Raw genomic sequence first — 24173 nt, 5'->3', positions numbered from 1 at the left:
CCGCCACAGCGGTTCGTGCTGATGGTCAGCGGAACCATGCCATTACGCACCGGAGCGGACCGCATAAGCTTTGGGGCAGATCGCGCCCTCTCAAGTTCGGGCGCGATCTGGTTGAGTGTTGGTGATGATTCGCGCGTGTGGCCGCGCGTTGCGCTCGCGCTCCCACCCGCGCTCGCACACGCGTGCGTACCAGCTTGCACCACACGATTCATACGGCAATATCAAGTACCTCTCTCGCAATCGACTGTTCAGCGACCAGACTGACAACCCGCATCAGAGGACAGCTGCCGTGTCAGCCGTTATATCAGTCATCATCCGTTCCGCCACGACTACCAGAGAAACAACCTGACTGGAGGGGGCACTGGTCACAGTCTGGTGTCGAGTCTGTACACCGCGACGCTCCGAGGTCGATAAGCGCGAAATTGAACGCCCGAGCTAGGCCCGGGTCGTCTGGAACAAGCGTATCGAGAATCTGATAGACAGCCGTGCTTTTGTGGGGTTGCGACGGCAGTGGATAGTCGAATACACGCCCCGTGATCCGGGCCGTGTTCGCGTCAACGAGTGCTAAGGGCTGGTGGAATGCGAACAGGAGGCACGCCCGCGCCGTGTACGGCCCGACCCGCCACGGCCGCTGCAATGCCTCCAAGTCCGCCGGGACAGCACCATCATACTCGACCACGCAGAGTTCAGCAGCCTCCCGAAGCGTGCGTAGCCGCTGGTTTACGAATCCCAACGATCGTACCAAGTCACGAATCACGCCGTCATCCGCTTCGAGCAGCGCCGCAGGTGTGGGGAACGCCGCAAAAAATGGGGAATAGACGTCCAAGACTGCGTCACCCCGGGTACGCTGCAGGAGGATTTCGGTCGCATACACACGCCATGGATCAGTCGTATATCTCCATGGATACGTACGCCCATGTGTTGCCAACCACGCTAGCAGATCCGGGACTGTATCGAGAACTGCATCAATCCGCGCAGCAGCGTTAGGAACCCCAGCTTCCCTCAGCGCATCTCGAGCCGCGGAGATATCGACCTGGCTCCGGAGTTCAGCAGTCCCCACCTGTGTCCGCCCGAACGGCAGCCGTGCCAGCGGCATTGCTCTTCACTTTGACGACCATCCCCCTTGAGCGAATCGGCAGTGAAGAGCACAATGTTACAGGGCCTACCTGTGATCACACGTCAGAACACCCGTTTACAGGTGTTATCGCGGTACGGTTCCGGTCACGCTCACAGATCATCCAGGGGTTTATCCCTGGTGCCGATGTACAATGTTGTATGTCCGATTCGGTCACGTCTCGCGATTCTCCATTGGCGCTGATCCGGACTGCGTCAACCGCGGAGCGTGATGCCCACCGCCAGCTCCTCCTCGATAGCGCCGAGCTCCTCATCGATACTCTAACAGCCGCTCATATACGCCACCGGTCCCGCCGCGGCCACATGCTGCCTGTCGGGTGCCCGGACGCAACCCCGGAGCGACTAGCCCGGGGACGAAGAGCAACTGGTGATACCTGCCGGTATACGCTCATTAACCGTGAGCACACCAACGACGATGAAGCACCCTGCCCGTGTGCCGACCCACTTCTCGACAGTGACGACCCGCTTGATGCAGTCGCCGCCGTGGCCCTCGGCAGTGAAACTAGTGGACCGGCTGCACGGTTTTTCCAGCGCGAGTCACGCCAGACAATCGCTCGGCTGCGCGAAACGTACGGTACGTGGGCGGAGATCAGCGCATTGGACCACAATGGGTTAGCGGCCGCACTAGATGACGTCTGTGTGCGGAAAGGCATCAGCGAAAATCGAGTTACTCGCCTCGAATCGCTCCTTGATGCCGTCGTTGGGACGGACTACACGGATGGCGTTACTCTCTGTGGCTTTTCGAATGTCCAGTACGAAACGTATGCCGACTTCCTTGCCACACTTCCGGGGGTCACAGAGGCCGATGCATGGTGGCTTGTCCAAACTGCATTCGACAAGCCAGTCTGGCCTGCAGACCCCCAGATCGATGAACTTCTAGGTGCGTTGGGCCTCCTAGACCCGGCCGCTGTCGAGAATCCGCCAGTACGCCACAGTGGTTTGGAGGAAGAGCTGACAGATCGGCTGATCGCGCCGTTGTATCGGGCACTGGCAACGCACGCTGTCACGGCAGGAACAGATGCCTGTGGAGAAACCTGTGAGATACGGAAGTTTCTCCTTACCCATCGTCTTCGCGAGCAACAGGCTGGCTGCGATGGTCCGACGGTCGTCGATCTGTTTGCAGGGGCGGGTGGCCTCTCCTGTGGACTTAGACAGGCTGGATACGATATCCAGTGGGCGATTGATATTGAGCCAGATGCGGTCGCGACCTATCGTCTGAACCATCCCGAGATTCCTCATGAGAACGTTGTCTGTGGAGATGTTAGGGAGGTTTCAGTCGCGGATCGAATCCGAGAGGCAGTTAGCCAGCCGGATATCCTCGTCGGAGGTCCACCCTGTCAATCTCTCTCGCAAGCCGGCTATCGTTCACGGCGCGCTAGCGATGATGACTACAGCATCCTCAACGATGATCGGACCACGCTCTACACCCGATACGTGAATGTGGTGAGTGAGGTACGACCAAAGGCAATCGTGATGGAGAACGTGGAGGGAATGGTGAACGAAGTCGGGAATACCGGTGTCCGTGTGATCGATTGGGTGCGTGAGGACCTCGCTGCACTAGATGAGACAGGAACCGGCTACTATGTTGACTTCCGGGTTCAAGACATGAGTGAACTCGGCGTTCCCCAGCAACGCGACCGCGTTTTGCTGGTCGGAGTGCGAAAAGATCTTGCTGAGAACAGCAACGAGGTCACTGATATTCTAGATGGACTTGCGATAAACAAGGATGCACCGTCGATTCAACAGGGCCTATCGGGGTTGTCGCGGCTCCGGCGTGGAGAAGGTGGGCGCGTACTGGCCGAGACAACTCAAGGGAACCGGAGCAAGTACGTAATCACGAATGACCTAGAAACGGGAACACGGTTACAGTTCAATCATCAGGCCCGCGACCATCCAATGTCCAAGGATCAGATACTGTTCGATGAAGCGTTAAGCCCCGGTGACACAGGCTGGGATGTGAAGTATGGTGGAGATGGCGAGTATGCCGAGTACATCGAATATGATGTTGGGACGGCAGAGAAACCGCGATTCAAGGATAAATACCGGATGCTGGAGTGGGATGAGCCGTCCCCAACGATTGTCGCGCATTTGGCGAAAGACGCAAATGCGTATGTCCTGCCAGACTACTACGAACATGCACGCCATGACCCAGATCGGGCAGATAAGCGTCGGAATCGAGGGATTACTCCAAGGGAAGCCGCTCGACTACAATCCTTCCCTGACGATTACATCTTCCTTGGCCCGTTCACTAGCTGGTTTCGGCAGATCGGCAATGCTGTCCCCCCAATTGCCGGGAGACGATTAGGAGAAGCGGTATCAAATATCGTATTGGAACCTAAAGAGACCGCTAACCATACAGAAAGTGGACAGCAGATAGCGGAGGCTATCTCAGACGACTAACCAACTACCCCAGAGTATAGTTCTGGATTGAAGGGACGTCCGCAGAGCCGTCGCGTGAACTCACGATAAGTCATCGCGCTGCCGTTGTCTCCGAACAACCAGATAGCAGTACAATCTCTACTACGCGCATCGCGGCGCACACGACGGAGCTGGGTGAGGACACGGAAAAATGAATCAACGCATCGTACCTACAAGTATCTGAAAATTATAGGTACTAGATCAATCGTTAGAGACAGGTTCCAATCAGAGAGACGCCTATTGCAGATCTAGACAGTGCCACCAACCCATATATGACCGCGGGCAAGAAAGAGCATGATGGAAGACATCCCGAATCCAGCGACGGAATCGTACTCAGTTGGTGACCGGGTTGAGATTTATCTCGCTGAGGATGATCTCGATAGCCGATTCCACGGGCTGGTCTGTATCGTTGTAGATGTCATGGAGGACGATCTGAGTGCTGAAACAGGCCGAGAGCTGGATACCTATACATACACGCTGAAAGATGCTCAGACCGGCGAAGTACTCGGCGTCTCGTTTCGCCATCGCGATCTCGTCCCTGCAGAGAGATCGGAATAACGGGAACGAAACGCAGAGTAGTCCCCACTCTGTCGATCGTCTGTAGTTTTGTCGCCCCTGTAAGGGTGCGGGGCGTCCTGAAAGGCGTCGCGCGGAGTCAGTATGGGTCATCGCGCTCTCGTTGCCTACGAACGATCAGACGGACAGTACAACCTCCACTACTCGCATCGCGGGGCGAAAAACCTCCAGTTGAAGCAGCTGCTCACGCTGGAGACGCCATTCGGGGCGTACACGAGCGGGAACGAGTGGACGAAACACATCTATGAGTGCTTACGAACCGCCGCAGATGGCGAGATTCCGACATCGGGGTGCGAGGAGAGTCAGATACCGACACGAGTCGGGGTTGAGCCGTGTGCTGTTGGCCTCAGCCTTCGGAAGATCCGCCAAGAGTACGTCGACTACCTCGCTCACGAGGCGTTCTACGTCGTGCGCTGTGACGACTGGCAGTTGCGGGTGAGGGCGTATCGGGTGTTCTGGTTCGGGTTGGAGGACGTCGCGACGACGGCGCGCCGTGCGCCAACCGTCGGCCATGGCGCACTGCGCACGGTCACCTGGCGCGACGGCGACCCCACTAACGACGAGTACGTGCGTGGGGAGTTCGACACACTGAAAGCCATCGTCGGGGACTTCCTCGATCGGGGCGTCTTCGCGAGTGACGAGGAAGCGCTCGCGTATCTCGAACGGATGTTCCGTGAGTGGAGTGCCGACGCTGATGTCCACGTCGTGCTGCAGTAGTTTCGATTGCCGGTTGTGCCGAGTGTTTTTGTATGTCTGAGGCCGATACTTGAAGCATAGTGATGGAGCGAACGAAGGCGGATGTCTGGGAGGCGTGGGTTGAGGCGACGGTGCTCTCGGATATTCGCGACGTGGAGACGCCGGATCCCGTCCGGATGATCGACGCCTCCGGGCCGGAACTCGAGATGACTGAGGCATACGATGCATATCGCCTCGGCCGGGGATCTGGGGACTATCTCTACCTGCTCTATCTGCTCGAAGAGCCGGTTGATGGCCCACAGTCGATTCGCCCGGTCTATATCGGCGAAACGGGAAGCGTTGCGAGTCGGCTGCTTGAGCATTTCCGGCGGCTCCGTGATGCGGTGCCGATCGGTGACTGGGAGGATGATGGCTCCTGGGGGAGCTACGGGAAGTACGACCACATCCGTCTTTAGCTAAGCCAGAAACCGCGTGATAGCAGCGACTTATCGAGGCTACTTTTCGGGAGGAATGAGGAGGCGTAGCTGTGTCCAACAGAGCCTCCTCATCGGGAATTATGCGTCGGCTCACTACTCTCTTTCCCTCCGAGTTCCTCGAAGAGCACGCCGAGGAACTCGGCGTGGTCGAGCGAGAGGGCAAGCTTCAGATTCCCGTCCTCGTGTGGGCGCTCGTGTTCGGCTTCGCCGCAGGCGAGAGCCGAACACTCGCCGGGTTCAGACGCTGCTACAACTCCACAGCTGATGAAACGATCTCTCCCGGTGGATTCCATCAGCGGTTGACGCCGACGTTGGCAGAGTATCTCCGCGACCTCGTCGAGCGTGGTCTCGACGAGGTCGCTGTTCCCAACGCTGTTGACGCTGATATCGACCGATTCAGAGACGTGATGATCGCTGATGGAACGGTGTTGCGGTTGCACGAATTCCTCTCTGATGAGTTCCAAGCCCGTCACGAGGAGCAGGCTGGAGCGAAGCTCCACCTGCTCCACAACGCCACCGAGCAGACGATTGAACGACTCGACGTGACCGACGAAAAAGCGCACGACAGCACGCTGTTCAAAACGGGCTCGTGGCTCCAAGGACGGCTCGTTCTGTTCGATCTAGCGTACTTCAAGTACCGCCGGTTCGCGTTAATCGACGAGAACGACGGCTACTTCGTGAGTCGGCTGAAGCAGAACGCGAATCCGGTGATAACGGAGGAATTACGGGAATGGCGCGGGCGCGCCATTCCCTTAGAGGAGGGTGTCATAGAACTGTTCTCATGGCTATCGACGGATTCAGCGTTACCGACTCCAAGCCTGCTGTCTGCGGCTTCATAGAAATCACGGTCGCTACGTCGAATAACGCCAACGAAGCAAGAAGAGTCACTATACGAGAATAAAACACTCATATTTGAATGATCCTAAGCGTCGTGCACCTAGTGCACGCTCTTTTACGGTTGTTACTCTTTAAAAAGATAATGAATATGACTATACCATGTGAAGAGTTCTATGACACGCTGTTAGAGGGCAAGCAGATCCACGATGTGGTCGATGATCTCTCTCGGAAGTACATCGACGTTGAGGTCGAAGCGGAGTTCAAGCGAGGCCAGTACGAAGGAACGCGGTCGCTGGACACGAAGCGGTTCCGCGTCGTCGGCGTCCGTGACGAGGACGCCGACGACTACCATCTGTATATCACGAATCTATCGCGAGAGGAGTTCTTCCCGGAGGATTTAGCAACGCTGTATCGGTGTCGGTGGGAGGTAGAAACGCTGTTTCGTGAACTGAAGACGCAGTACGAGTTGGACGAGTTCGACACAAGCGACCCGGATATCGTGAGAATTCTGCTGTATGCGGCGTTGCTGTCGCTGCTGGTGAGTCGTGAGCTGTTGGATCTGGTGACCGAGCAGGCTGATGACGAGATCGTGTTTCCGCCAGAACGCTGGGCGGCGACCTTCCGGTCGCACGCCCAGCTCATCCTCCACGAACTCGGTGAGTATCTCGGTTACTCACCACCGCCGTTGCTGGAGCGGCTGATCGAGGATGCTCAGAAGATTCACCAGCAACGACCGGTCTTACAGGAGACGCTCGCTACCGCTACACAACCGAGGTGTGAGTCTTAGCTAAAGACGAATGAGTACGACCATATCGCCACCGTCTACGAGCAGTCGACGGCGCCACTCTGCGCGTGGGTCGTCGACGTCGACGACATCGAAACGGGCCCGTATGGCTATCCGACGTATCGCCACGAGCTCGAGGGGAAACTGGTGGGGCTCGCGCACTCGTATCCGGGGTTCGATCGTGTCTTGGCGAATCGGGATTTCGTCCCGAATCGCGTCGCACAACGCATGGGCGCGCTTGGGCCGGAATGGGTTGCGTTCGACACGGACGATCATAGCGAGGAAGCGATGCTGGCCGGGGAACCGCCGACGCGTGACCGCGATGGGGAGACGAAGGCTGACCTCTGGGAGGCCTGGGTCAGGGAGACGATTCACGCGGAGCTGCAGGACGAATCGCTGGCGGATCCGATCCCACTGTTCGAGACGGACGCGGACTTGACGGTGTCGTTGACCGAGATCGGATCCTCGACGGTGTTCGAGCGGACGGCCGAAATCGACGACCGAATCCGCAGCGAGGGGCGGAAATGCGTCGACGAGGATGGAGTGACCGACGGCCCGAACGGCCTCCTCTATGTACTCTACCAGCTCGCCGACGAAGACGACCCCGATCCGGGTGATATCGTGCCGCGATATATCGGGAAGGCGGAAGCGTACGGGAAGAAGAACGAGGTGAGCGCGAACTTCGAGGAGATCGCGCAGAATCGCGACGGGACGCGGAGTTTCGCCCGCTGGGGAGACGGAAGTTACTGGCACGTTGGTGAGCTCTCGGAGACAGTGTTCGGGGAGGCATCGAAGAAGCTGAGCTGGGCGAGCGAACTCGTCGAAGACGGCACCCACCAGCTCACAGACGAACTCTACCTCTGGGTGCGCGCGTGGGATCCAGCCGAGTATCCCGGACCATACGGCTATCCAGCCTACCTTGCGGAGGTCGAAGCCCTCCTCATTGGACTCGCCTACGATGCATACCCAGACGCCCTCCTCAACCACAAGGAGATTCCTGAGGACGCACCCGCTAATCGGACGGACTTCGACTTCGAGCCCGCACCGCTCCCCAAGCACTGATCGCTATCTACCCCCCGTTTCAGAGTGGGGCTGAGCCAAGCTGCTCGCTGGGCAGATGCTGATACAAGGGTGAATCAATCAACGGCGAGGGTTCATGGAGGTTCGACGTGCTGAAAGTCGTCAACGGGCGCCGCGATGTGCAGGGTCGTCGCGAACGACGGCGCCGTACGCAGGACTCTTGAGGGGATGTTCCACGAAGGGAGTGCTAATGCGGGATTCACGTCATATCACGGGGATTGCAGTAGGGGGACCCCCCACATTTCATGAGAAGTCAAGGATACACACCCCACCGTGTCCGCATAATATGGGACGAGTTCACAGAGTTGGGTGCCGAAGCACGGGTCCATCCCCTCCACCGTTTCCGGAGCTTTCACCACTCGCAGACTGGAGCAACTACTCGTCGGAAACAGTTATCGACACCACAACCAACCGGAGATGGGGCTGTAGCCCCTCAAAGCCCGTCCGAAGGGCAAGAGAGACTCATGAAATCTGGGGGGTGCCACCCTCGTATTTCGTGAGTCTCTGCGAGAAGGTCACGTCGACGACTGGGGAGGACTGCTGCCGGTCAGTGGAGCACCCAATCTGGCGGATACAACGAATCTGTGAGAGCGCGCCATCGCGTTAACCAACAGTACGAGCAGTAATGCGCGGAGTGTTGGTTAAGCTGGGAGCAAGAGTGGTGGTTCCAGTGCCACTACCCCCGGGTGGTGTTTCCAGTGGGGAGTAGAATTTCCAGTGCAAAAATCCGCGAGTCTCAGTCGACGTGTCTCAACGTACGCTTCGCGGGGCGATCTCTGAGACAGGGATCGACGGCGCGCTATGGATAAGTAGGGGACCCCAGATTGCACGAGTTAGCGACCGAGCGACTGTCGCCACAGAACTAGAGAGACCGTCCCCTGAAGCACTCGAAACGACCCCTCTGTATTCCATAGACGGCGTTCTTAGCGGTCAAAGAGCGTGTATATCGCTATATTCCGAGATGGGGGAGACAGAGGTCGTTTCGAGTGTTAGGCTGGGGTTGATTCGATTGCGTGAGCGACACCTGCAAGCACCAGGCAGGCATGAGTCGGCTAGTCATGAATCCGATTCCGGAGCTGGCCGCGATTGACGTGGTCACGAATTGCCGCAACGTATGCTTCGGTGATGGTGTCATCGCAGTCGTGTTTTGTGTTGCCGCCTGCTAGTTGATTGCTCGGCGAGCACTCGTTGTCTTTCGCGGCGACAGCGGACCCCCCAGATTGCACGAGTAAGAGCCGGAGAACGGTGAGAAACATCCTAATACGTGGAAAGCGACTAAGAGGAGGCGGGACAAACAGTATCCGCAGACCACTAGCGGTTTGCTGGTTGGCTGACGTGGTCTGGTTGTTATACGAAGTAGGCGTCGGTCTAGGGAGAACACCCACCACCATTTCATCAATTTAGCGAGGGGGGTAGCTATGGGGAGCCCAAAAGAATCTCCTCACGTCTTTCCCCAGATCTTCGAGAGACGGTGAGATATACGCTTTCCAGCGAGGGCTACTACCACGGCCTCGAGATTCGAGTCGAGAGAAGAGCAAGAGACGAATTTGAAAGATAAGGGGACACCACTATTTCACGAATTTCGCCTCAAGCCGAGGGGGGAGCGACCTCAAACAGTGATACAGGGAACCGCACTGTTTCAGCGGTCCAGTTATAGTGATCACCGGGGATATCTACTTCCCCCTCACGCTAGATCTTCAAGGATCAGCGAATACACTCGGCTTTACGGCTATCATTATAAGTTTCTAACCACTACTATAGCTGCAGGGGCAACTACGACCCACTATGGATAAGGTGGCTATGGAATTACGAGACCCCCACCACCATTTCAGCAATTCTCGCGAATTAGGAGGAGGAGCAAAATATCGGAAGAGACTCAAAAAGAGTAGTAGTATATAAATAAAACAAATAGGGGTGATTGGAGTGTTTATATCCGTGGTAACAGCCTGTTACTGCTATACTTACTATTACTAGACGAAAACGTTATAATATATAATAGAGCCCCTCATTCCTATCTCGGCTAACTCGAACGTTCCACGGCTCACCGTGCGTATTTTGACAGTTCGCTAAGTTTGCCTGCATTCAAAGAACTCTCCCTCTATCCCACGCAGGAATTGCTGAAATGGTGGTGGGGGTGTGGTGTACCTCACGCTCTTGGATACACCCACCATTGAGGACATTTCTGTCGTTCCTGAAACTGGGGTTTTATGAATTCTCGCTCAGTGGGTTCCATATATGACTGGGTTCTCGAATACTTCGCCGATCTTCCAACGAGAGGAAGTTCTCCGGGAAGAATATCGCCCTGATGAGCTTCCTGAGCGATCCGATGAGATGGAAGATCTCCATATGTCATTAGCTCCTGCAGCCCGAGGAGTCGGAGCCAACAACGTGTTTCTCCACGGGAAAGCCGGACAGGGAAAAACGGCTGCTGCGAAAGCGAAGCTCGCAGAACTCCAAGCACACGCCGAACAAGAATCAGATCACCTCGATCTCACGACTGCGTATGTCTCCTGTGAGTCTCACGATCTCTCAACGTCATATAAAGCCGCCTCCCGAATCTACCAATCACTCACAGGCGATAGCCGTCCCACAGGTTACGCGACCGATGTCGTGATGGATATGATGTTCGAAGCGATGAACGACATCGGTGGCACGATCATCATCGTGCTTGACGAAATCGATACACTCGGTGACGATGATCGGATACTCTATAGCCTCCCTCGAGCTCGGGCTCAAGACTACGTTGAGGACCACGTCTTTCCCAGCATTATCGGCATCAGTAACGATCTACAGTGGCGCGATAATCTCAGCCCGAAAGTGAAAAGCTCACTCTACGACGATTCTGTGCTCTTCTCACCATATGATGCGACACAACTCCAACAGATTCTCCGCCGGCGCGCAGCAAAGGCGTTCCGCGATACGGAACTCATCCCTGTCAACGAGCTCAACGCCGATAGAGAGCCGGACGGAACTGTGGTGGAGATCGACCAATCCGGCCAGGAATATCTGTTCCGGAGTAGCGTCCTGACTGACGATGTGATACCACTCATCGCCGCACTTTCAGCACAGGACACAGGAGACGCTCGCCAGGCGATCAAATACCTTCGCAAGGCTGGTGAACTGGCGGATAAAGACGGCGATAATCATGTCAGCGCGGACCACGCACGCGAAGCCCAAGAACTCGTCGAGCGCGAAGCCGTCGTTGAGGCAATGCGAGATATGACGACACAAGCACATCTTGCCCTTGCCGCCCTTACTGCACTAGAACTCTCCGGCGATGCGCCTGTCCGCGCCAAACCAATCTACGGCGTGTACAAACGTATTGCCTCCCGAATTGACGCCGACAAACTCGGCCAGCGGCGGTTCAAAGACCATCTCAGAGAACTCGATATGCAAGGGATCGCCGATGGCGAAAAGGTGACTGCAGGCTCAATTGGTGGGCCAGCATGGGAATATCAACTTCAGGTCGACACCGAGATCGCTGTCGAAGTTCTCAAGAACACGGCTCGATTCGCAGATATTGATTTCGAGCATATCGGTGCTGATCAACCGAATACGTAGTCTTGTCGCCGGGCAACTTTCAACACCCTATTCACTCGGCCAACACCCCCACCGTTTCAGCAATTTCAGCCATGCCTAGCGATTCCCCCTGCTCTTCTGGGAACCATCCCCACCGTTTCATAACATGGCGGCGGGGACGGTGATACGATTATCACCGGGGACGAGACCCCAGAGTCACTCTCTGTGATTGCAGTCGTCATCCTGGGCGTCCTAACAGATGCAAAGTGGTGTCTCCCTACCAGCCATTACTATGCTATTTACTCACAAACACTCGTGAAAAGTGGTGTGTGGGACTGGCTGGCCACGGCAGTCACTGGACTCTACTCCGGAAACAATGGGGGGCTGCTTCGCTTAACCAACACTGAGCCGGGAGTACCCCCGAGTGTTGGTTAAAACCGGTCCCGCTCCACACAACGGGTTGACGGCAGCATCGGATACTTACCGGCTAGCGGCCGAATTGGACGATAATGGCTGGGTCGTCGAAGGAGAGTCCGCGTCCGGGGGAGATTCGGCTGTGGCGGGAGGACGATTGGTGGATCGCGACGGACGTCGAGACCGGCGTCACGACCCAAGGAAAGTCACGAGTAGACGCCCTCGAGAATCTCGATGAGGCAGTCGCGCTCCACAAGGGCGAGATCGGTCACGAACCGACCGATGCGGAGCTCCGCGAGTTGGGGATCGACCCCGAGGCGACCACGACTCGCGACACCGACCGTCCGGACTTCCTCAAGTAGACGGAATATTCCGTCTAGAGGAATATTTATCCCGTCTGATTGCGTTGGGAGTAGTATGAAGAAACCGCGTGAGGAGTTGCAAGCCGACGCGGCGGAGCAGCGGAACGCTCCGGATTTCGATGCGCTCACACCACCCGAGGACGTCGTCCGCGGAGGACGGACGCGCGACGACTTCTTTGATGCGATCCTGACTCTCGATAGCCCAACGACTGTCGAGGAGGTCGCGGAGCGTGCCGAGCATGGTGTGGATGCCGCACGTGAGTACTTGGAGTGGTTCGAGCGCATGGGCGTCGTCACGCGGGTGACGGAGTCGCCGGCGACGTACGAGCGCAACGAGGCATATCTCCAGTGGCGACGCATACAGCACCTCCAAGAGCAGTACTCGCAGGACGAACTGCTCGAGTTCCTCCAGGCTGCGACGGACCGCGATGAATCGTACGCGACCGAGTTCGACGTCGACGCACCCGAGGACGTCTCGATCACGGCGTACGCACGGGAACACGACCAGCGAGTAGAGGACGTCTGGGAGGACGTCTCTCTCTGGATGACGACGCGACGGCGGATCGCACTCCTCGAACGCGCGCTCACTGGTGTGGACGACGGTGCTGCTGGCCAGCAGTCGCCGGCATGAGCGACGGTGGCGAGACGCCCGAGCTCAACGTCGATGATGGTGCACCAGTCGATTTCGAACGGCTCTCGATCATCGCCGACCGTCTCGGAAACGACGCTCGCTTCGCTCGAATTGAGGAATCGCCGCCGACCGCACCAGAGCGGCTCGTCTGTGTCTTCGATTCCGCGCTCTATCCAGTACAGGTTGACGAGGCACGTCTCGACATCGTCTGGTTTGAGAATGGAACGTTCTCCATCCACTACCACGAAAGCCATGCCGAGAGCGAGTTCGACCATCGATGGGATCGGCATCCCTCGACGCACAACGCGCTAGATCACATTCACCCAGGGCCGGACGCGCCGACGCCGGGGGAGGATACCAGCCATCCCGCTGACTGGCGGGACGTTCTTGCAGCAGTCTTGAGCGAAGTTGAGGACCGCCAGCGTGGCTTCTGGACTGACTAGCTGACTCCACAGTCTGTTTGTCACCCCCAGAGAGGGGTGAGGGGTTCGGCGGACCGACTCATTCCGCGGATGCCTCGTGATCGAGATGGCTTCGAGAGAGATCTACGCGAACGGGTTCGACGAGGACGTCCAGGCTGACGACCAGACGAATGGCTGCCCGGAGTGCGATGGGCGAGTGGAGACGAACACGGTGGAGACGGTCTGCGAGGCGTGCGGACTCGTCTTGGCAGAGCACGCAATTGACCATGGCGGCGAGCCGGTGTACGAGGAGGAGACTGAACGAACAGGTGCTCCATTGACGACATCGCGCCACGACCGAGGACTCTCGACGACGATCGGGCGGAAACGCGACGGGAGGGGGAACACGCTCTCGGCGAAGAAGCGCCGGCAGCTCGGCCGACTATGCCGCGAGCAGAAACGGGGGCGGTTCCGTTCCAAACAGGAGCGAAACCTGAGCCACGGACTTGGAGAGGTACAGCGAGTCGCGAGCGTGCTCGACATCGACGACACGCTCCAGGAGCAGGCGTGCCAGCTCTTCCGCAGCGCCCACTCCGAGGGACTCCTCCATGGACGATCCATCGAGGCGGTAGCAGCGGCGAGCGTCTATGCCGCCTGCCGGTGCAACGGCCGCTCACTCCAACTCGCGGACGTCGTCGCGGCCGCACGTGTCGGCGAGAATCGCGTGACGAACGCCTACGCGACCCTGAACGAGGAACTCGGACTGCCAGCCCAGCCGATGCAGCCACACGCGTACCTCCCACGTTTCGCCTCCAATCTCGACGTTCCGGACGCGGTACGGCGGCGCGCACGGACACTCGCAGAGCGGGCTGAAGAGACACAGATCGTCCACGGTGCGTCACCACCGGGATTCGCGGCAGCCTGCCTCTATCAGGCTGCACAGCGGGCTGACTATCGACTCACGCAGGCCGCGGTCGCCGACATCGCCGGTGTCGCGGCCAACACAGTTCGCGGGCATCGCGATACACTCCGTAACGAACTCGAGTAGCTTGGTGGCGCGGAAATTGAGCGGAGCCCCGCTCAGGTTTATACTGGAAGACGAGGGCAAAGGGAGTGTGACGCAACACCCGGACCGTCGTCGCGACGACGAGGCGTTTCAGCCCCACGGCGAAACGACCCGAGAGCCGGACCACGTCCTCGAACAAGACGAGGAGCCACGCGACCAGTTGGCGAGTACTGACTATCCTGAGTCTGTACAGGCATCGTCGACGTGTCTCGAGTGTGGTCAGTCCGTACCACCGACGAGTGAGCGGTGTGCGTCGTGTCGCCGCGAACACGCGGCGTCGAAGACACCGATTCAAGAGGGGGAGGAGACAGAGTTGGAGTTCCTCCACCTCGTCTTCACGCTCGTCCCAGCACGAACGGAGTACGCGGCGCTCGCGAAGGGGACCGCCGCACACTCACTCCTCGTTACGAAGGGCGACACCGCGATCCACGAGTGCGAGCTCGTCGCGGATGGTGATGGCTCGCCGTCGCGAACGCTCACCAAACGATGGGGCAGCCTTCCCGACGTCGTCCAAGTCGAGAGCGACGTCGGCGAACACCTTCTTCAGCAGGTATGTAGGCGAACACAGTGGGAGGACGGCGAAGGTTCGGGTGGACACGCGACCTACCTCTACGACCGTGCCGGGAACGCGATCAACTCGCGGCAGCGACTCAGCACAGTGCGTGAGCAAGCAGAGGATGCTCTCTGGCTCGTTCCCGCGCTCGCACTCCAACAGCCGTCGCGTCGCGATGATGCAGAGCGGCAGTCGTCCGCGACGCCGACGCGGGAGACACTCATGTGTCGACGCTGCGAGCGCGAAACCACTCATCGTTTCCGCGGCGCCGAAACCGGTCCAGTTGAACAGTGGGCTGGGCAGCCAATCTGGGACTGTCGAGTCTGTGGGGCACCACGCCATGGCCCGAACCCATCGTAACCCGGAGCGCAGATAGACCGTTATCTTTCCTGCTGCGATATATTAGATGAAACAACCATTAGGTGGGTCTGCGATTGTATCGGGACGCAGGTCTACTGAACATGCGGTTCCAGTGGACTTATTGACTTACATCCAATTTCTTGAATTATAGTGATATGTCTGTCTGCGTACGTTTATGCATCACTCACTACTGATACCCACGAGTTCAGCGGCGGATTTGCATTTCTTCTTTTTATCGCAGATTTATTCATTGCGAGCGCTATCGCTCCGAACATTCCAGCAGCCGCCTGACAAACCGAGAGATTAGTCGCCTGTATTAACCGAATCGGGGGTGTAGATAATTCCAGCGCGACGAGGCCGAACCAGACTGTATATCTACTGTCGAAAAGACTATTCGAATATATAATAAAGGTACCAGTATGGGAGAGGAAAAGGTAAGTGATGGTATGAGAGAAAAGGTTGTGGCATTTCTTGCAGAGTGGCAGATGGGAGCTATCCTTCTACTCGGCTCGGCTATTGTCGGATTTGTTTTCGGCGCTGTTGTGGGGACGATGTGGTCTGGATTTCTCGGATTAGTCATCTTCTTTATCAGTGCAATACTGGCATTTTCTCTATTCTCGTACTTACTCTACGGCCGTTAAGTTAGACCTCTCTATCTAACGCTCAACGTCGCACCAGCAGGAGTACGACGACGACGGCGAGACACACCAGATGTCGAGTATAAATCGCCCCATCACAGGAAAATCCTGTCTCCTGCGGTAGTCTCTGAGGAGTTTGTCGCGCGGAGAGTGGCGACGCGCGCCTAAACGGTGTGCGTCGGACTCGATGATGCACATGCTCATCTACGCATTAGTGGAGGCATCGATACGCGACGAAGCACTGGCGGCAGGCTCATCTGCGTTCGACCGACTGGTTGGCGTCACCCCAGACGCCGACGCCGTGTTCGACTACTACGTGACGTTTGACGAGACGGACGTCACCGGGGCGGGCGAGGGGCGATGGGGTGAGCAGCCGGCCGCGGCGCCGGTCGAATCGGACGCCGGTGAAGACCTCTTGGAGGCCGGCTGGGAGGCGACCATTGAGGCGTTCGAACAGAACCTCGCTGCTGTTCGCGAGGGCTTGGACGAACTCGACGACGAGGCAATCATGCGTGACGAGGACCTCGTCCGGCATGCCTGCCACAACCTTGGCGCCTATCGTGGGCCATCGGTTGTCCTCTACGACGAGTACGAACAGGGGATTCGCGACCGGGAGCGGCTCCACAGGATTCTCGACGGCGCCGAGTCATGTTGGATCGTCCCCGCCGACGTCCACTACTAACGATGGCGGGCCACACGACTCGTCGACGGCCGCCGTGGCAGAAGCCAATCCCGAAAACTGCCTTCGGCTACTGTACGAGTTGTCAGACGGTGCCGGCGGACCCAGTCTACGCTGCACAGGGTGATCAACGGTGTGCCGACTGCTACTTCGAAAAAGAACTTTCCAAGACGAGCGACGTGTAGACACCCCGTGTGCAAAGTGTAAATATCCACTTTGATACCGTTTCAAGCTCTCAGAGGCAGTATTAGGAATTCGTCTAGTGGCGTGTTAACCAACAAGTAGCAGTAGGGCCGAGACTGTGTTGGTTAAACTGGGTGGGCCGAGACCGCCGTCGTGTTTGTCGCCCCCGAGAGGGGTGCGGGAGTGCCTGAGTGGTGCTCTCGAACCGAACGATGAGTGGAACTTTCGACGATCACGCGACGGCACAGACGACACACCACCAGAACGAGATTCGCTACATTGGCTCCCGGGAGCAGGGAGAGATGGTCGTGACGACGCATCCCGGTGGGGAGCGCCTCACGCCGGAGCGCAGCCTCCAGATTGCCCGGCATAGTCCGAGCGGGTTCGCCGTCGGCTATCGCGGGAGTGGCCCGGCACAGCTCGCACTCGCCGTCCTCCTCGACTACACCGACAACGCGGCGCTCGCCCGCGAACACTATCAGACGTTCAAAGATGAGGTCATCAGCCAACTCGAGTACGGCGCCGACGGCACCTGGACGCTCACCGACGCCGATATCGAACACGTCCTCCACGACGACGTCGCACCGACTGCCTAGCCATCTCTCACACCAACGATGTCCGATACGACTGACTCTTCGAGCGACGCACGCGCCGAACAGCCGACTGAAACCCAGCACGTCGAACGTACCGACATCGGCGTCTCGATCACCGTCCAACTCAAACGCGGCTCCGGAACACGCGACGAAGACAAGATCACGGGCAAAGTGAAAGCCGAGACACTCGCCGACGCGCGAGAGGACATGGACGTGCTTCGCGAGTATCTGCATCGGCTCGCCGACGACGCACGCCAAATTCAACCCGAGGCTGAACTTGAGTAGAAACAACACCGAAAGCTCTCGATATCGGTTTGTCGACGCCGGGAGCGGGCGAGGCGTCCATCATGCCCAACCAAGAGAGCGAGAATGCGAGCACACTCACGCCCGAACAACGACTTACGCCGGCAAGCTTCGACGTCCTCCGCGCCTGTATCGTGACGATTCCTGACGTCGAGACTGTCCGGGAGTGTGTCGCGTACGAGAACGCGCATCAGAATCGTGAGCCCATCCTCCACTTGCTCGCGCAGCAAGCCGCGAAAGTCCGAGACGAGAGCTAGATAGTCGGCGCCTCAGTGTGTGGCCCGACGAGACGTTTATCGAGCCACCCAAGAGGGTGGAGGCATTCAATGATGAGCGACACACCAGATCCGGAAGTCCACCATCAAGCAGCATTCAGTGACAATGGCGGGCTCGAAGTCCAGGAGTCGAGCGTCGAAACGTCTCTCGAGGATTTCGGCGCCGACGTCGACCATCGCGACCGCGAATCACGACGCGATCGACCCGAGGCCAGCGAGTTCGGCGTCGACGACCGCCCCGAAGTACAAGACTCAAATGAGGATGACGAACAGGCCGTACTCTTCCCCGACACCGACGACGACCAGCAGACACTCACTGGTGAGCGCGCCGCAACACGCTGCCTCTTCGACGACTAGCTGCGACTACCCGACATGGACAGTTAGTGAGAGGGAGAAAAGCTACTCGCTGAGCGCGTCGGCAATCGCTTCGAGTTCGCCCTTCCGGAATGCCCGACCGATCTCATTCGTCGCATCGTCGTCGCGTTCATCGATCCTCGCGAGGATACCGGCGCGCATCTGTGCTGTCGGCGGCAGCGAGTTGGCGTCGATCTCGTAGCCGACGGCATCGCAGATGGCGGCGAGGTCCTCTTTCGTGAACGTCGCCGAAATCTCTCGCTCGAAGCGGCCCGTGGCGACCCGGATCTCGTTTCGGAGGTCGTCGACGGTCTTAGCCATACCGTACGCTCGGGAGAGAACGCCGTGTAGATTCTGGTTCTGTGTCGGCGGCCAAGAGAACGGCGCCGGCAAATTCCTCAGCGACAGCATCGAGCGATGAGTCCTTGCTGCCGACTCGAAAAAGCAGTGACGTCGATCGGGACACAGCGCCAGAGTTTGTTGGCCCGGGAGGGGTGCGGGCGCGCCCACGAGGCGCGTCGTCGCGACCAAATCCATGAGTGACGCACACACAGAGTCAGCAGTCGCGTTCGAGGACTCGAGCTCGCGAAGCGAATCGATGACCGAAACGATCGAGGCGTGGGTTGAGGACCTCATCACGCACGTCGAAGAGGCACGCGGAAGCGAGGCGTTCCAAGAGTGGCTCGAGGTGCAGAGTCGGTTCCACGATTACTCCTACCGGAACACCCTCCTGATCCACCTCCAGTGTCCGGAGGCGACGAGAGTCGCGGGCTACCGAGCGTGGCAGGAGGAGTTCGACCGATACGTCCAGGAGGGTGAGAGCGCCATCTGGATCTGGGCACCCATCATCGCGAAGCAGTGCCCAGAGTGCGGGAACTCGCCGAGCTACCACGAACAAAGCGACTGTGCGTACGACGAGACGCCACCCGAAGAGTGGTCAGAGGGACTCGTCGGCTTTCGACCGGCATCGGTCTTCGATGTCTCACAGACCGAGGGCGAGCCACTCCCCGAACTCGAGACGACGGCGACCGGCGACGCTGGCACCCTCGTCACCGTCCTCGAAGACGCAGCTTCGGAACTCGACGTCGAGGTGCGCATCGTCGACGCCGACGAGTGGATCCATGGACAGGCCGAAGGCATCTGCAAGCCACGTCAGTCGGATGAACCACCACTCGTTGCGGTTCGGAATCGTGCGAACGAGGCTGACCTCGCGGTGACGCTCGTCCACGAACTCGCGCACGCCCTCCTGCATGGCGCCATCAGCGACCCACTAGCGCGATCCGAACAGGAACTCGAAGCCGAGGCCGTCGCGTACATCGTCGGCCGACACTATGGCCTCGACACGAGTAATTCATCGTTCTACCTCGCCGCCTGGGCCGGTGACGACCCGGAGGCAATCCGGGAGCGGCTCAGCCGCATTAGCCGGACGGCCGAGCAACTCATCGACGTCGTTGATTCTGAAACCGCATAGCGACCCAAATTCCTCGCGTAACGCAATTCGAATAGTTGCATATCCAATAGGAATCGGTGGCAACCCGCGTGTATCATGGGTAAACCATCGGCGTTGGTCGTATCCGATGCGCTAATAAGCCGACAGGTCTAAAAGAAGATAATGAACGATCTCACTGGCTTTCAGCGTGACCTCCTCTACGTTATCGCGGGGCTGGACGAGCAGCACGGCCTCGCCATCAAGGACGAACTCGAAACGTACTACGAGACGGAAGTCCACCACGGCCGCCTCTATCCGAACCTCGACACCCTCGTCGAGAAGGGACTCGTCGACAAGGGGAAGATCGACGACCGAACGAACTCCTACGCGCTCACGCGACGCGGCCGCCGCGAGCTTGAGGCCCGCCGCGAGTGGGAAAACCAGTACGTCGACCTGTAGGTCATTCTCACTATCCGTCCTGAAGCAGTCGGAGTATCGGTCGTTGACAATATGGGCTCTTCAGTCGGAGTCGATGAAGCAGCCGGTATGAAGGAGAGTACAACCGAACGGCTATGTCGGACTGTTGAATAGGTGTGGTATGTCAGATCGGACTGACCGCCTGCTTGCCCTCCACGTGATATTGATGGCCCTGCTCGTCGTGTCACAAACAACCGTTGTTCCGCGAAATCAACTCCTCGGCACAATCGGCCTACTATTCGGCGCTATTGCTATCATACTCGCGCTTGTAGAGCTTAAAAACGCGTTCTGAGTCCAGCCTACTCTATTTCAGACGCCCACGACTCACCGGAACTGGGGACCCGGTTCTGCAAGACGGAGTACAGAGAGCGGCCACGCTTCCAGCCACTCTTAACCAACAGTCTGCGTGATTCCGATGCGAGCGTTGGTTAAGGTTTGTCAGCGCCCGCGAGGGGCGGGGCGCACAGACCCCCGTTCCAAGCGATGCCCGAACATGATCTGGCAACGCTGCTCAACGAAGCGGTGCACGTCGCGAACAACTACCCGGCGGTCGCGAACGGCGTCGATAACTCGCTCCACGAATACCTGCGGTATGCCGTCCTTCGTCTCCTCGAAGGCGACGCCGGCCCGCGCTCACCGGCAGTCGACGTGACCGTCGGGTACGGGAGGGACGCGGCGATGGCGGACACCTGGCGCTCGACGGTCTCTTGGTGGGACGAAATGCCCGTCCGAGAGGACTGCACGCGATTTCGCGTCTTCTACCCCGACGACGTCGCACACGTCCCACGAGCAATCAGCGACGTGATAGGTGCGCTCGGCGCCTGGCGCGTCTGGTCGGGCGACGCCGTTGACGTCGGCGCCTACGAGTATCAGAGCCGTCGCGAAGTCCACTACTGCTGGCCACTCGGCCACCCCGTTGAGGACCGACTCGACGAGCGCCTCGAACGAGACACACAGGCCGTCGCGACTGACGGTGGCTGTGCGGGCGACGTCCGAGCTCGCGAAGCCGTGAGCGACCAAGCGCAGACGGGAGGCCTCGAAGCCCGAACGCAGCGCGCGATCGACGAGGAGATGGACGTCTCCCTCCTTGCGAAGGGCGGCCAGTACGAGGTTCGCTCAGCCTCGGGAAGCATCTACGACGTCGACATCATCGCCGAGACGTGTACCTGTCCGGACTACCAGAAGCGAGAACCTGACGGCAGTTGCAAGCACCTCCGTCGCGTCGACTACGAGATTAAGCACGGACGAGTCCCACGGCCGGATGGCCGACTTCCCGAAATTCCGAGGTCGGAGAGTTAACCAACATGAGACTGCGAGGGCAGGTCATTGTTGGTTAACAGTGGTGGGCACGGCCAGCTAGCGGTCAGGCGGTGAGAGTTGGGAAAAGGCCGTTGAGAGCCAGTTTAGAGGTCGCGCGGCTGGACCGTCTTGCGGCTGTTCGCCTCAGCGCGTGCCCCTGCTTCCTCGAGCAGTTCTTCGACCTCCTCGTCCAGCGCCTCGTAGAAATCGCCAGCAGCGTTCTTCTCTGCCAGTGCATCCTTCACCGCAGCTTTGACAACAAGATCCGACATACAGCATCGAGTTCGTCCATCGATCACATATAAGTAGGGGTGAGAGTATCAGAATGCGGTAGCTGACAGGGACAGATCGGAGCCTGAGTTAGTCTCGGCGGAGAGCCCGTTCGACTCGAAATTGAAGAGTTGGCTGAGAGTGTTAACCAACACATCTAAGCAATTCCCGTGTCTGTTGGTTAAGACGACTACACGATGTCCGATTCACCACCGAAACCACCACAGAAGCTCTCACGCGACCTTGTCGAATCGATAGAGTGCTGTTCAGCGGAGGAACTCCGAGCGGTTGAGCGCTATGCCGACGCGCTCACCCAGTACCGTGAGCGAGAGACTCGACTTACAGAGGAAAACCAGGACGAAGTAGAGGATCGTCCCAAAGAGCTGCCGGACGACGTTCCGACGCGAGCGACGCTTACCACCAAAGAAATCAACGGTAACCGCTACTACTACTGGCAGTGGCGTGATGGCGAGAAAGTTCGCTCTCGGTATAAAGGTCCGGTCAGCGGCGACGATGAAGAGACAGGCTAGTCGGGGGACACCCCATGTGCGAGATGAAATCTGAAAGTGGAGATGGGGGGACACACCCCGTGTGCGAGATGAAATCTGAAAGTGGAGATGGGGGGACACACCCCGTGTGCGAGATGAAATCTGAAAGTGGAGATGGGGGGACACACCCCGTGTGCGAGATGAAATAGTGTGAGAGAGACACAATCAGGAATAAGACGATCCCTCACCACGCCAATTCGGTGTAGCTGACAAACAAGATTCGTCAGACACCCCGTGTGCGAAATGTAGACCCTCGATATCTAGCTATAGAACCCTCCTATAGCTACTTCCCCTCAAAGAACTCAGTGACTTGTGCGTTAACCACAGATTGGATGAGGTCCTCGTCCTCCATAGCCTCCTTAAGACGAACGTCAGCCTGAAGCGTCTCTGCGACAACCTCAGGGTCATCAACCAAAGTGTACTCCTTATGAACACCATTTCCGTAGCCTCTCCCTCGTTTTTCTGTCGTGACAAAATTGTATGTCTCCGCCTCACTCATATACCGGAGATAGGAGTCCCGGGATTTCTCGTCAACGCCAAGCATCTCAGTGAGATACTGGTACACACGGTACGCGATAGTAGTTGGAACTGCCGTGAGATTGCGTCTTGAGTAGATCGGGACAACTGCCGTCGCATAAAGAGAGATTTTCTTCTGCGAGGACAGACCCTTCATCTGCGCCAGCGTTCGATCCCGCTCAGCTTCCGTCTGGGCGTCACGAACATGTTCCTCAGCAACCTCATTGTCACCACGGCGGTCCGCAATCTCTCCCGCTTTCCGAAAGAGATCAATCGCTTTCCGAGCATCACCATGATCCTGAGCGGCGAACGCAGAACTCAACGGGATAATCCCATCCTCAAGAACCTCATCATGATAGGCATCCTTCCGCCGTGCAAGGATCACTTGAAGCTGGTTCGCATCGTAGTCTGAGAAGACAACGTCTTGTGGGTTGAATGAGCTCTCAGCACGCCCGTCGAGTTCCTCCATGAACCGCGGGTCGTTTGTGAGCGCGGCGACGGAGACATCCCCATCGATGCGCCCAAGCTGCGACGCACGAGAAAGCTGATAGAGAAGTTTCGAGTATGCAGGCTCCTCGTTTGGGTCACGCTGTCGACCAATGAGAAGATCGATTTCGTCGAGGATAATAATGACCGAGTCGAAGTGCTCGCTCAGAATATCGTAGAAGCGGCCGAGCTTCTGGTCAGTCGAGACCCCACTCTGCGGCACACCTGGATCAACCTCAGCTTGAGTTGCAGCACGTTCGACAAGCCGGTAGACGGCGCGGTCGTGCGATTTGATCGTCTGGCAGTTAATGTTGATAACACCGAATCGACTGCCCTGCGATTCAGCGAGTTCAGCAACTTGCTCGCAGACCGCGTTGATGATGAGCGATTTCCCCGTGCCAGAGGGCCCATAGAGTAGCATATTTGGCGGGCGGTTCCCTTGGAGAGTCGGGCGGAGGTACGTGATGACGTCATCAAGCTGCTGGTCGCGACCGACAATTCGGTCCTCATCGATTACGGTGTCGGGATCAAGGAGTGCCTTCTCACGGAAGACGGAGTTCTTCGCACCCTCTTGGAGACGCCCCTTGATAGACTGCGAGAGTGAGGACTGTCCGTCGTCCTCCGATACCCCGTCTCGGTCTGTCATAGTACTGGTGTGAGCAGCCTCGCGTAAATAGATATGGGTGACCGTGTGCCAGATTAAATCATCTATTTACAAGCGTTTCAGGCCTTCTATAGCACCCTGTGGAGATGATGTTGATGACCGCGGGCAAAATCAATTTTGAGGGGGACACACCCCGTGTGCGAAATGAAATC

General features: G+C 58.0%; 26 protein-coding genes and 2 pseudogenes. 24 read left to right on the top strand and 4 right to left on the bottom strand.

Features of this window, described 5'->3' with window-relative positions:
* Window positions 1–304 precede the first annotated feature (304 nt).
* Window positions 305–1096 carry an HhH-GPD family protein gene (locus tag IEX84_RS12655; protein ID WP_188872946.1) on the bottom strand — a complete coding sequence of 264 codons (792 nt, stop codon included), beginning with the start codon at window positions 1094–1096 and terminating at the stop codon, window positions 305–307.
* Window positions 1097–1275: 179 nt separating this feature from the next.
* Here IEX84_RS12655 and IEX84_RS12650 point away from each other — a divergent pair, with 179 nt between their 5' ends.
* The 19 genes and pseudogenes from IEX84_RS12650 (at window position 1276) to IEX84_RS12560 (ending at window position 18335) form a co-directional block, all read left to right on the top strand.
* Entirely contained in the window at window positions 1276–3534 is a 2259-nt protein-coding gene (locus IEX84_RS12650) for a DNA cytosine methyltransferase (RefSeq protein ID WP_188872945.1), read from the top strand.
* 315 nt (window positions 3535–3849) lie between these two features.
* Window positions 3850–4110 (top strand): hypothetical protein, encoded by a 261-nt coding sequence (locus tag IEX84_RS12645; RefSeq protein WP_188872944.1) that lies wholly within the window; start codon window positions 3850–3852, stop codon window positions 4108–4110.
* Between the two features lie 102 nt (window positions 4111–4212).
* A complete protein-coding gene (locus tag IEX84_RS12640) occupies window positions 4213–4845 on the top strand; it encodes a DUF6735 family protein (protein ID WP_209590421.1) in 633 nt (210 codons plus the stop codon).
* Between the two features lie 59 nt (window positions 4846–4904).
* Window positions 4905–5279 carry a hypothetical protein gene (locus IEX84_RS12635; protein WP_229732373.1) on the top strand — a complete coding sequence of 125 codons (375 nt, stop codon included), beginning with the start codon at window positions 4905–4907 and terminating at the stop codon, window positions 5277–5279.
* Window positions 5280–5380: 101 nt separating this feature from the next.
* A pseudogene (locus IEX84_RS12630) lies at window positions 5381–6052 on the top strand (IS4 family transposase); the annotation flags it as partial.
* Window positions 6053–6321: 269 nt separating this feature from the next.
* Window positions 6322–6924: pseudogene (locus IEX84_RS12625) on the top strand (transposase); the annotation flags it as partial.
* A gap of 144 nt (window positions 6925–7068) precedes the next feature.
* Entirely contained in the window at window positions 7069–7983 is a 915-nt protein-coding gene (locus IEX84_RS12620) for a hypothetical protein (protein ID WP_188872942.1), read from the top strand.
* Between the two features lie 2253 nt (window positions 7984–10236).
* The gene (locus IEX84_RS12615; protein ID WP_188872941.1) at window positions 10237–11562 is read left to right on the top strand and encodes a Cdc6/Cdc18 family protein; all 1326 of its coding nucleotides are present in this window, start codon (window positions 10237–10239) and stop codon (window positions 11560–11562) included.
* 467 nt (window positions 11563–12029) lie between these two features.
* Window positions 12030–12296, top strand: coding sequence for a type II toxin-antitoxin system HicB family antitoxin (locus IEX84_RS12610; RefSeq protein ID WP_020220543.1), 267 nt, complete (start codon window positions 12030–12032; stop codon window positions 12294–12296).
* A gap of 55 nt (window positions 12297–12351) precedes the next feature.
* On the top strand, window positions 12352–12927 hold the full coding sequence (locus IEX84_RS12605; RefSeq protein WP_188872940.1) for a DUF7342 family protein: 576 nt from the start codon (window positions 12352–12354) through the stop codon (window positions 12925–12927).
* Window positions 12924–13370: a hypothetical protein gene (locus IEX84_RS12600; RefSeq protein WP_188872939.1), complete on the top strand. Its 447-nt coding sequence runs from the start codon at window positions 12924–12926 to the stop codon at window positions 13368–13370. Before IEX84_RS12605 ends, IEX84_RS12600 begins: the two co-directional genes overlap by 4 nt.
* 85 nt (window positions 13371–13455) lie before the next feature.
* Window positions 13456–14376, top strand: a complete 921-nt coding sequence (locus tag IEX84_RS12595) for a transcription initiation factor IIB (RefSeq protein WP_188872974.1) — start codon at window positions 13456–13458, stop codon at window positions 14374–14376.
* A gap of 67 nt (window positions 14377–14443) precedes the next feature.
* On the top strand, window positions 14444–15307 hold the full coding sequence (locus tag IEX84_RS12590) for a biosurfactant protein 1 (RefSeq protein ID WP_188872938.1): 864 nt from the start codon (window positions 14444–14446) through the stop codon (window positions 15305–15307).
* Between the two features lie 419 nt (window positions 15308–15726).
* Window positions 15727–15948 carry a hypothetical protein gene (locus IEX84_RS12585; protein ID WP_209590425.1) on the top strand — a complete coding sequence of 74 codons (222 nt, stop codon included), beginning with the start codon at window positions 15727–15729 and terminating at the stop codon, window positions 15946–15948.
* Window positions 15949–16135: 187 nt separating this feature from the next.
* On the top strand, window positions 16136–16627 hold the full coding sequence (locus IEX84_RS12580) for a hypothetical protein (protein WP_188872937.1): 492 nt from the start codon (window positions 16136–16138) through the stop codon (window positions 16625–16627).
* Between the two features lie 392 nt (window positions 16628–17019).
* Window positions 17020–17403, top strand: coding sequence for a DUF6166 domain-containing protein (locus IEX84_RS12575; RefSeq protein WP_188872936.1), 384 nt, complete (start codon window positions 17020–17022; stop codon window positions 17401–17403).
* Between the two features lie 18 nt (window positions 17404–17421).
* Window positions 17422–17685, top strand: coding sequence for a DUF7389 domain-containing protein (locus IEX84_RS12570; protein WP_188872935.1), 264 nt, complete (start codon window positions 17422–17424; stop codon window positions 17683–17685).
* 62 nt (window positions 17686–17747) lie between these two features.
* Window positions 17748–17960 carry a hypothetical protein gene (locus IEX84_RS12565; RefSeq protein ID WP_188872934.1) on the top strand — a complete coding sequence of 71 codons (213 nt, stop codon included), beginning with the start codon at window positions 17748–17750 and terminating at the stop codon, window positions 17958–17960.
* A gap of 72 nt (window positions 17961–18032) precedes the next feature.
* Window positions 18033–18335 (top strand): hypothetical protein, encoded by a 303-nt coding sequence (locus tag IEX84_RS12560; RefSeq protein WP_188872933.1) that lies wholly within the window; start codon window positions 18033–18035, stop codon window positions 18333–18335.
* 42 nt (window positions 18336–18377) lie between these two features.
* On the opposite strand, the gene IEX84_RS12555 is transcribed toward IEX84_RS12560, so the two are convergent.
* On the bottom strand, window positions 18378–18653 hold the full coding sequence (locus IEX84_RS12555) for a hypothetical protein (RefSeq protein ID WP_188872932.1): 276 nt from the start codon (window positions 18651–18653) through the stop codon (window positions 18378–18380).
* Window positions 18654–18867: 214 nt separating this feature from the next.
* On the opposite strand from IEX84_RS12555, the gene IEX84_RS12550 reads away from it, so the two are divergent.
* The 4 genes from IEX84_RS12550 (at window position 18868) to IEX84_RS12535 (ending at window position 21537) form a co-directional block, all read left to right on the top strand.
* Window positions 18868–19803, top strand: a complete 936-nt coding sequence (locus tag IEX84_RS12550; protein WP_188872931.1) for an ImmA/IrrE family metallo-endopeptidase — start codon at window positions 18868–18870, stop codon at window positions 19801–19803.
* Window positions 19804–19944: 141 nt separating this feature from the next.
* Window positions 19945–20220, top strand: a complete 276-nt coding sequence (locus tag IEX84_RS12545; protein ID WP_188872930.1) for a PadR family transcriptional regulator — start codon at window positions 19945–19947, stop codon at window positions 20218–20220.
* Between the two features lie 139 nt (window positions 20221–20359).
* Window positions 20360–20530, top strand: a complete 171-nt coding sequence (locus IEX84_RS12540) for a hypothetical protein (protein ID WP_188872929.1) — start codon at window positions 20360–20362, stop codon at window positions 20528–20530.
* Between the two features lie 191 nt (window positions 20531–20721).
* On the top strand, window positions 20722–21537 hold the full coding sequence (locus tag IEX84_RS12535; protein ID WP_188872928.1) for a hypothetical protein: 816 nt from the start codon (window positions 20722–20724) through the stop codon (window positions 21535–21537).
* Between the two features lie 104 nt (window positions 21538–21641).
* On the opposite strand, the gene IEX84_RS12530 is transcribed toward IEX84_RS12535, so the two are convergent.
* A complete protein-coding gene (locus IEX84_RS12530) occupies window positions 21642–21809 on the bottom strand; it encodes a DUF1931 family protein (RefSeq protein ID WP_188872927.1) in 168 nt (55 codons plus the stop codon).
* Between the two features lie 195 nt (window positions 21810–22004).
* On the opposite strand from IEX84_RS12530, the gene IEX84_RS12525 reads away from it, so the two are divergent.
* Window positions 22005–22337, top strand: coding sequence for a hypothetical protein (locus IEX84_RS12525; RefSeq protein ID WP_188872926.1), 333 nt, complete (start codon window positions 22005–22007; stop codon window positions 22335–22337).
* A 301-nt stretch (window positions 22338–22638) separates the two neighbouring features.
* Here the strand turns inward: IEX84_RS12525 and IEX84_RS12520 are convergent, their stop codons facing one another.
* Window positions 22639–24003, bottom strand: coding sequence for an orc1/cdc6 family replication initiation protein (locus IEX84_RS12520; protein ID WP_188872925.1), 1365 nt, complete (start codon window positions 24001–24003; stop codon window positions 22639–22641).
* Window positions 24004–24173: the final 170 nt, after the last annotated feature.

This window comes from Halarchaeum rubridurum (genome assembly GCF_014647115.1).
In the GTDB taxonomy this organism is placed as follows: domain Archaea; phylum Halobacteriota; class Halobacteria; order Halobacteriales; family Halobacteriaceae; genus Halarchaeum; species Halarchaeum rubridurum.
This window is presented reverse-complemented; position numbering and strand designations above follow the sequence as displayed.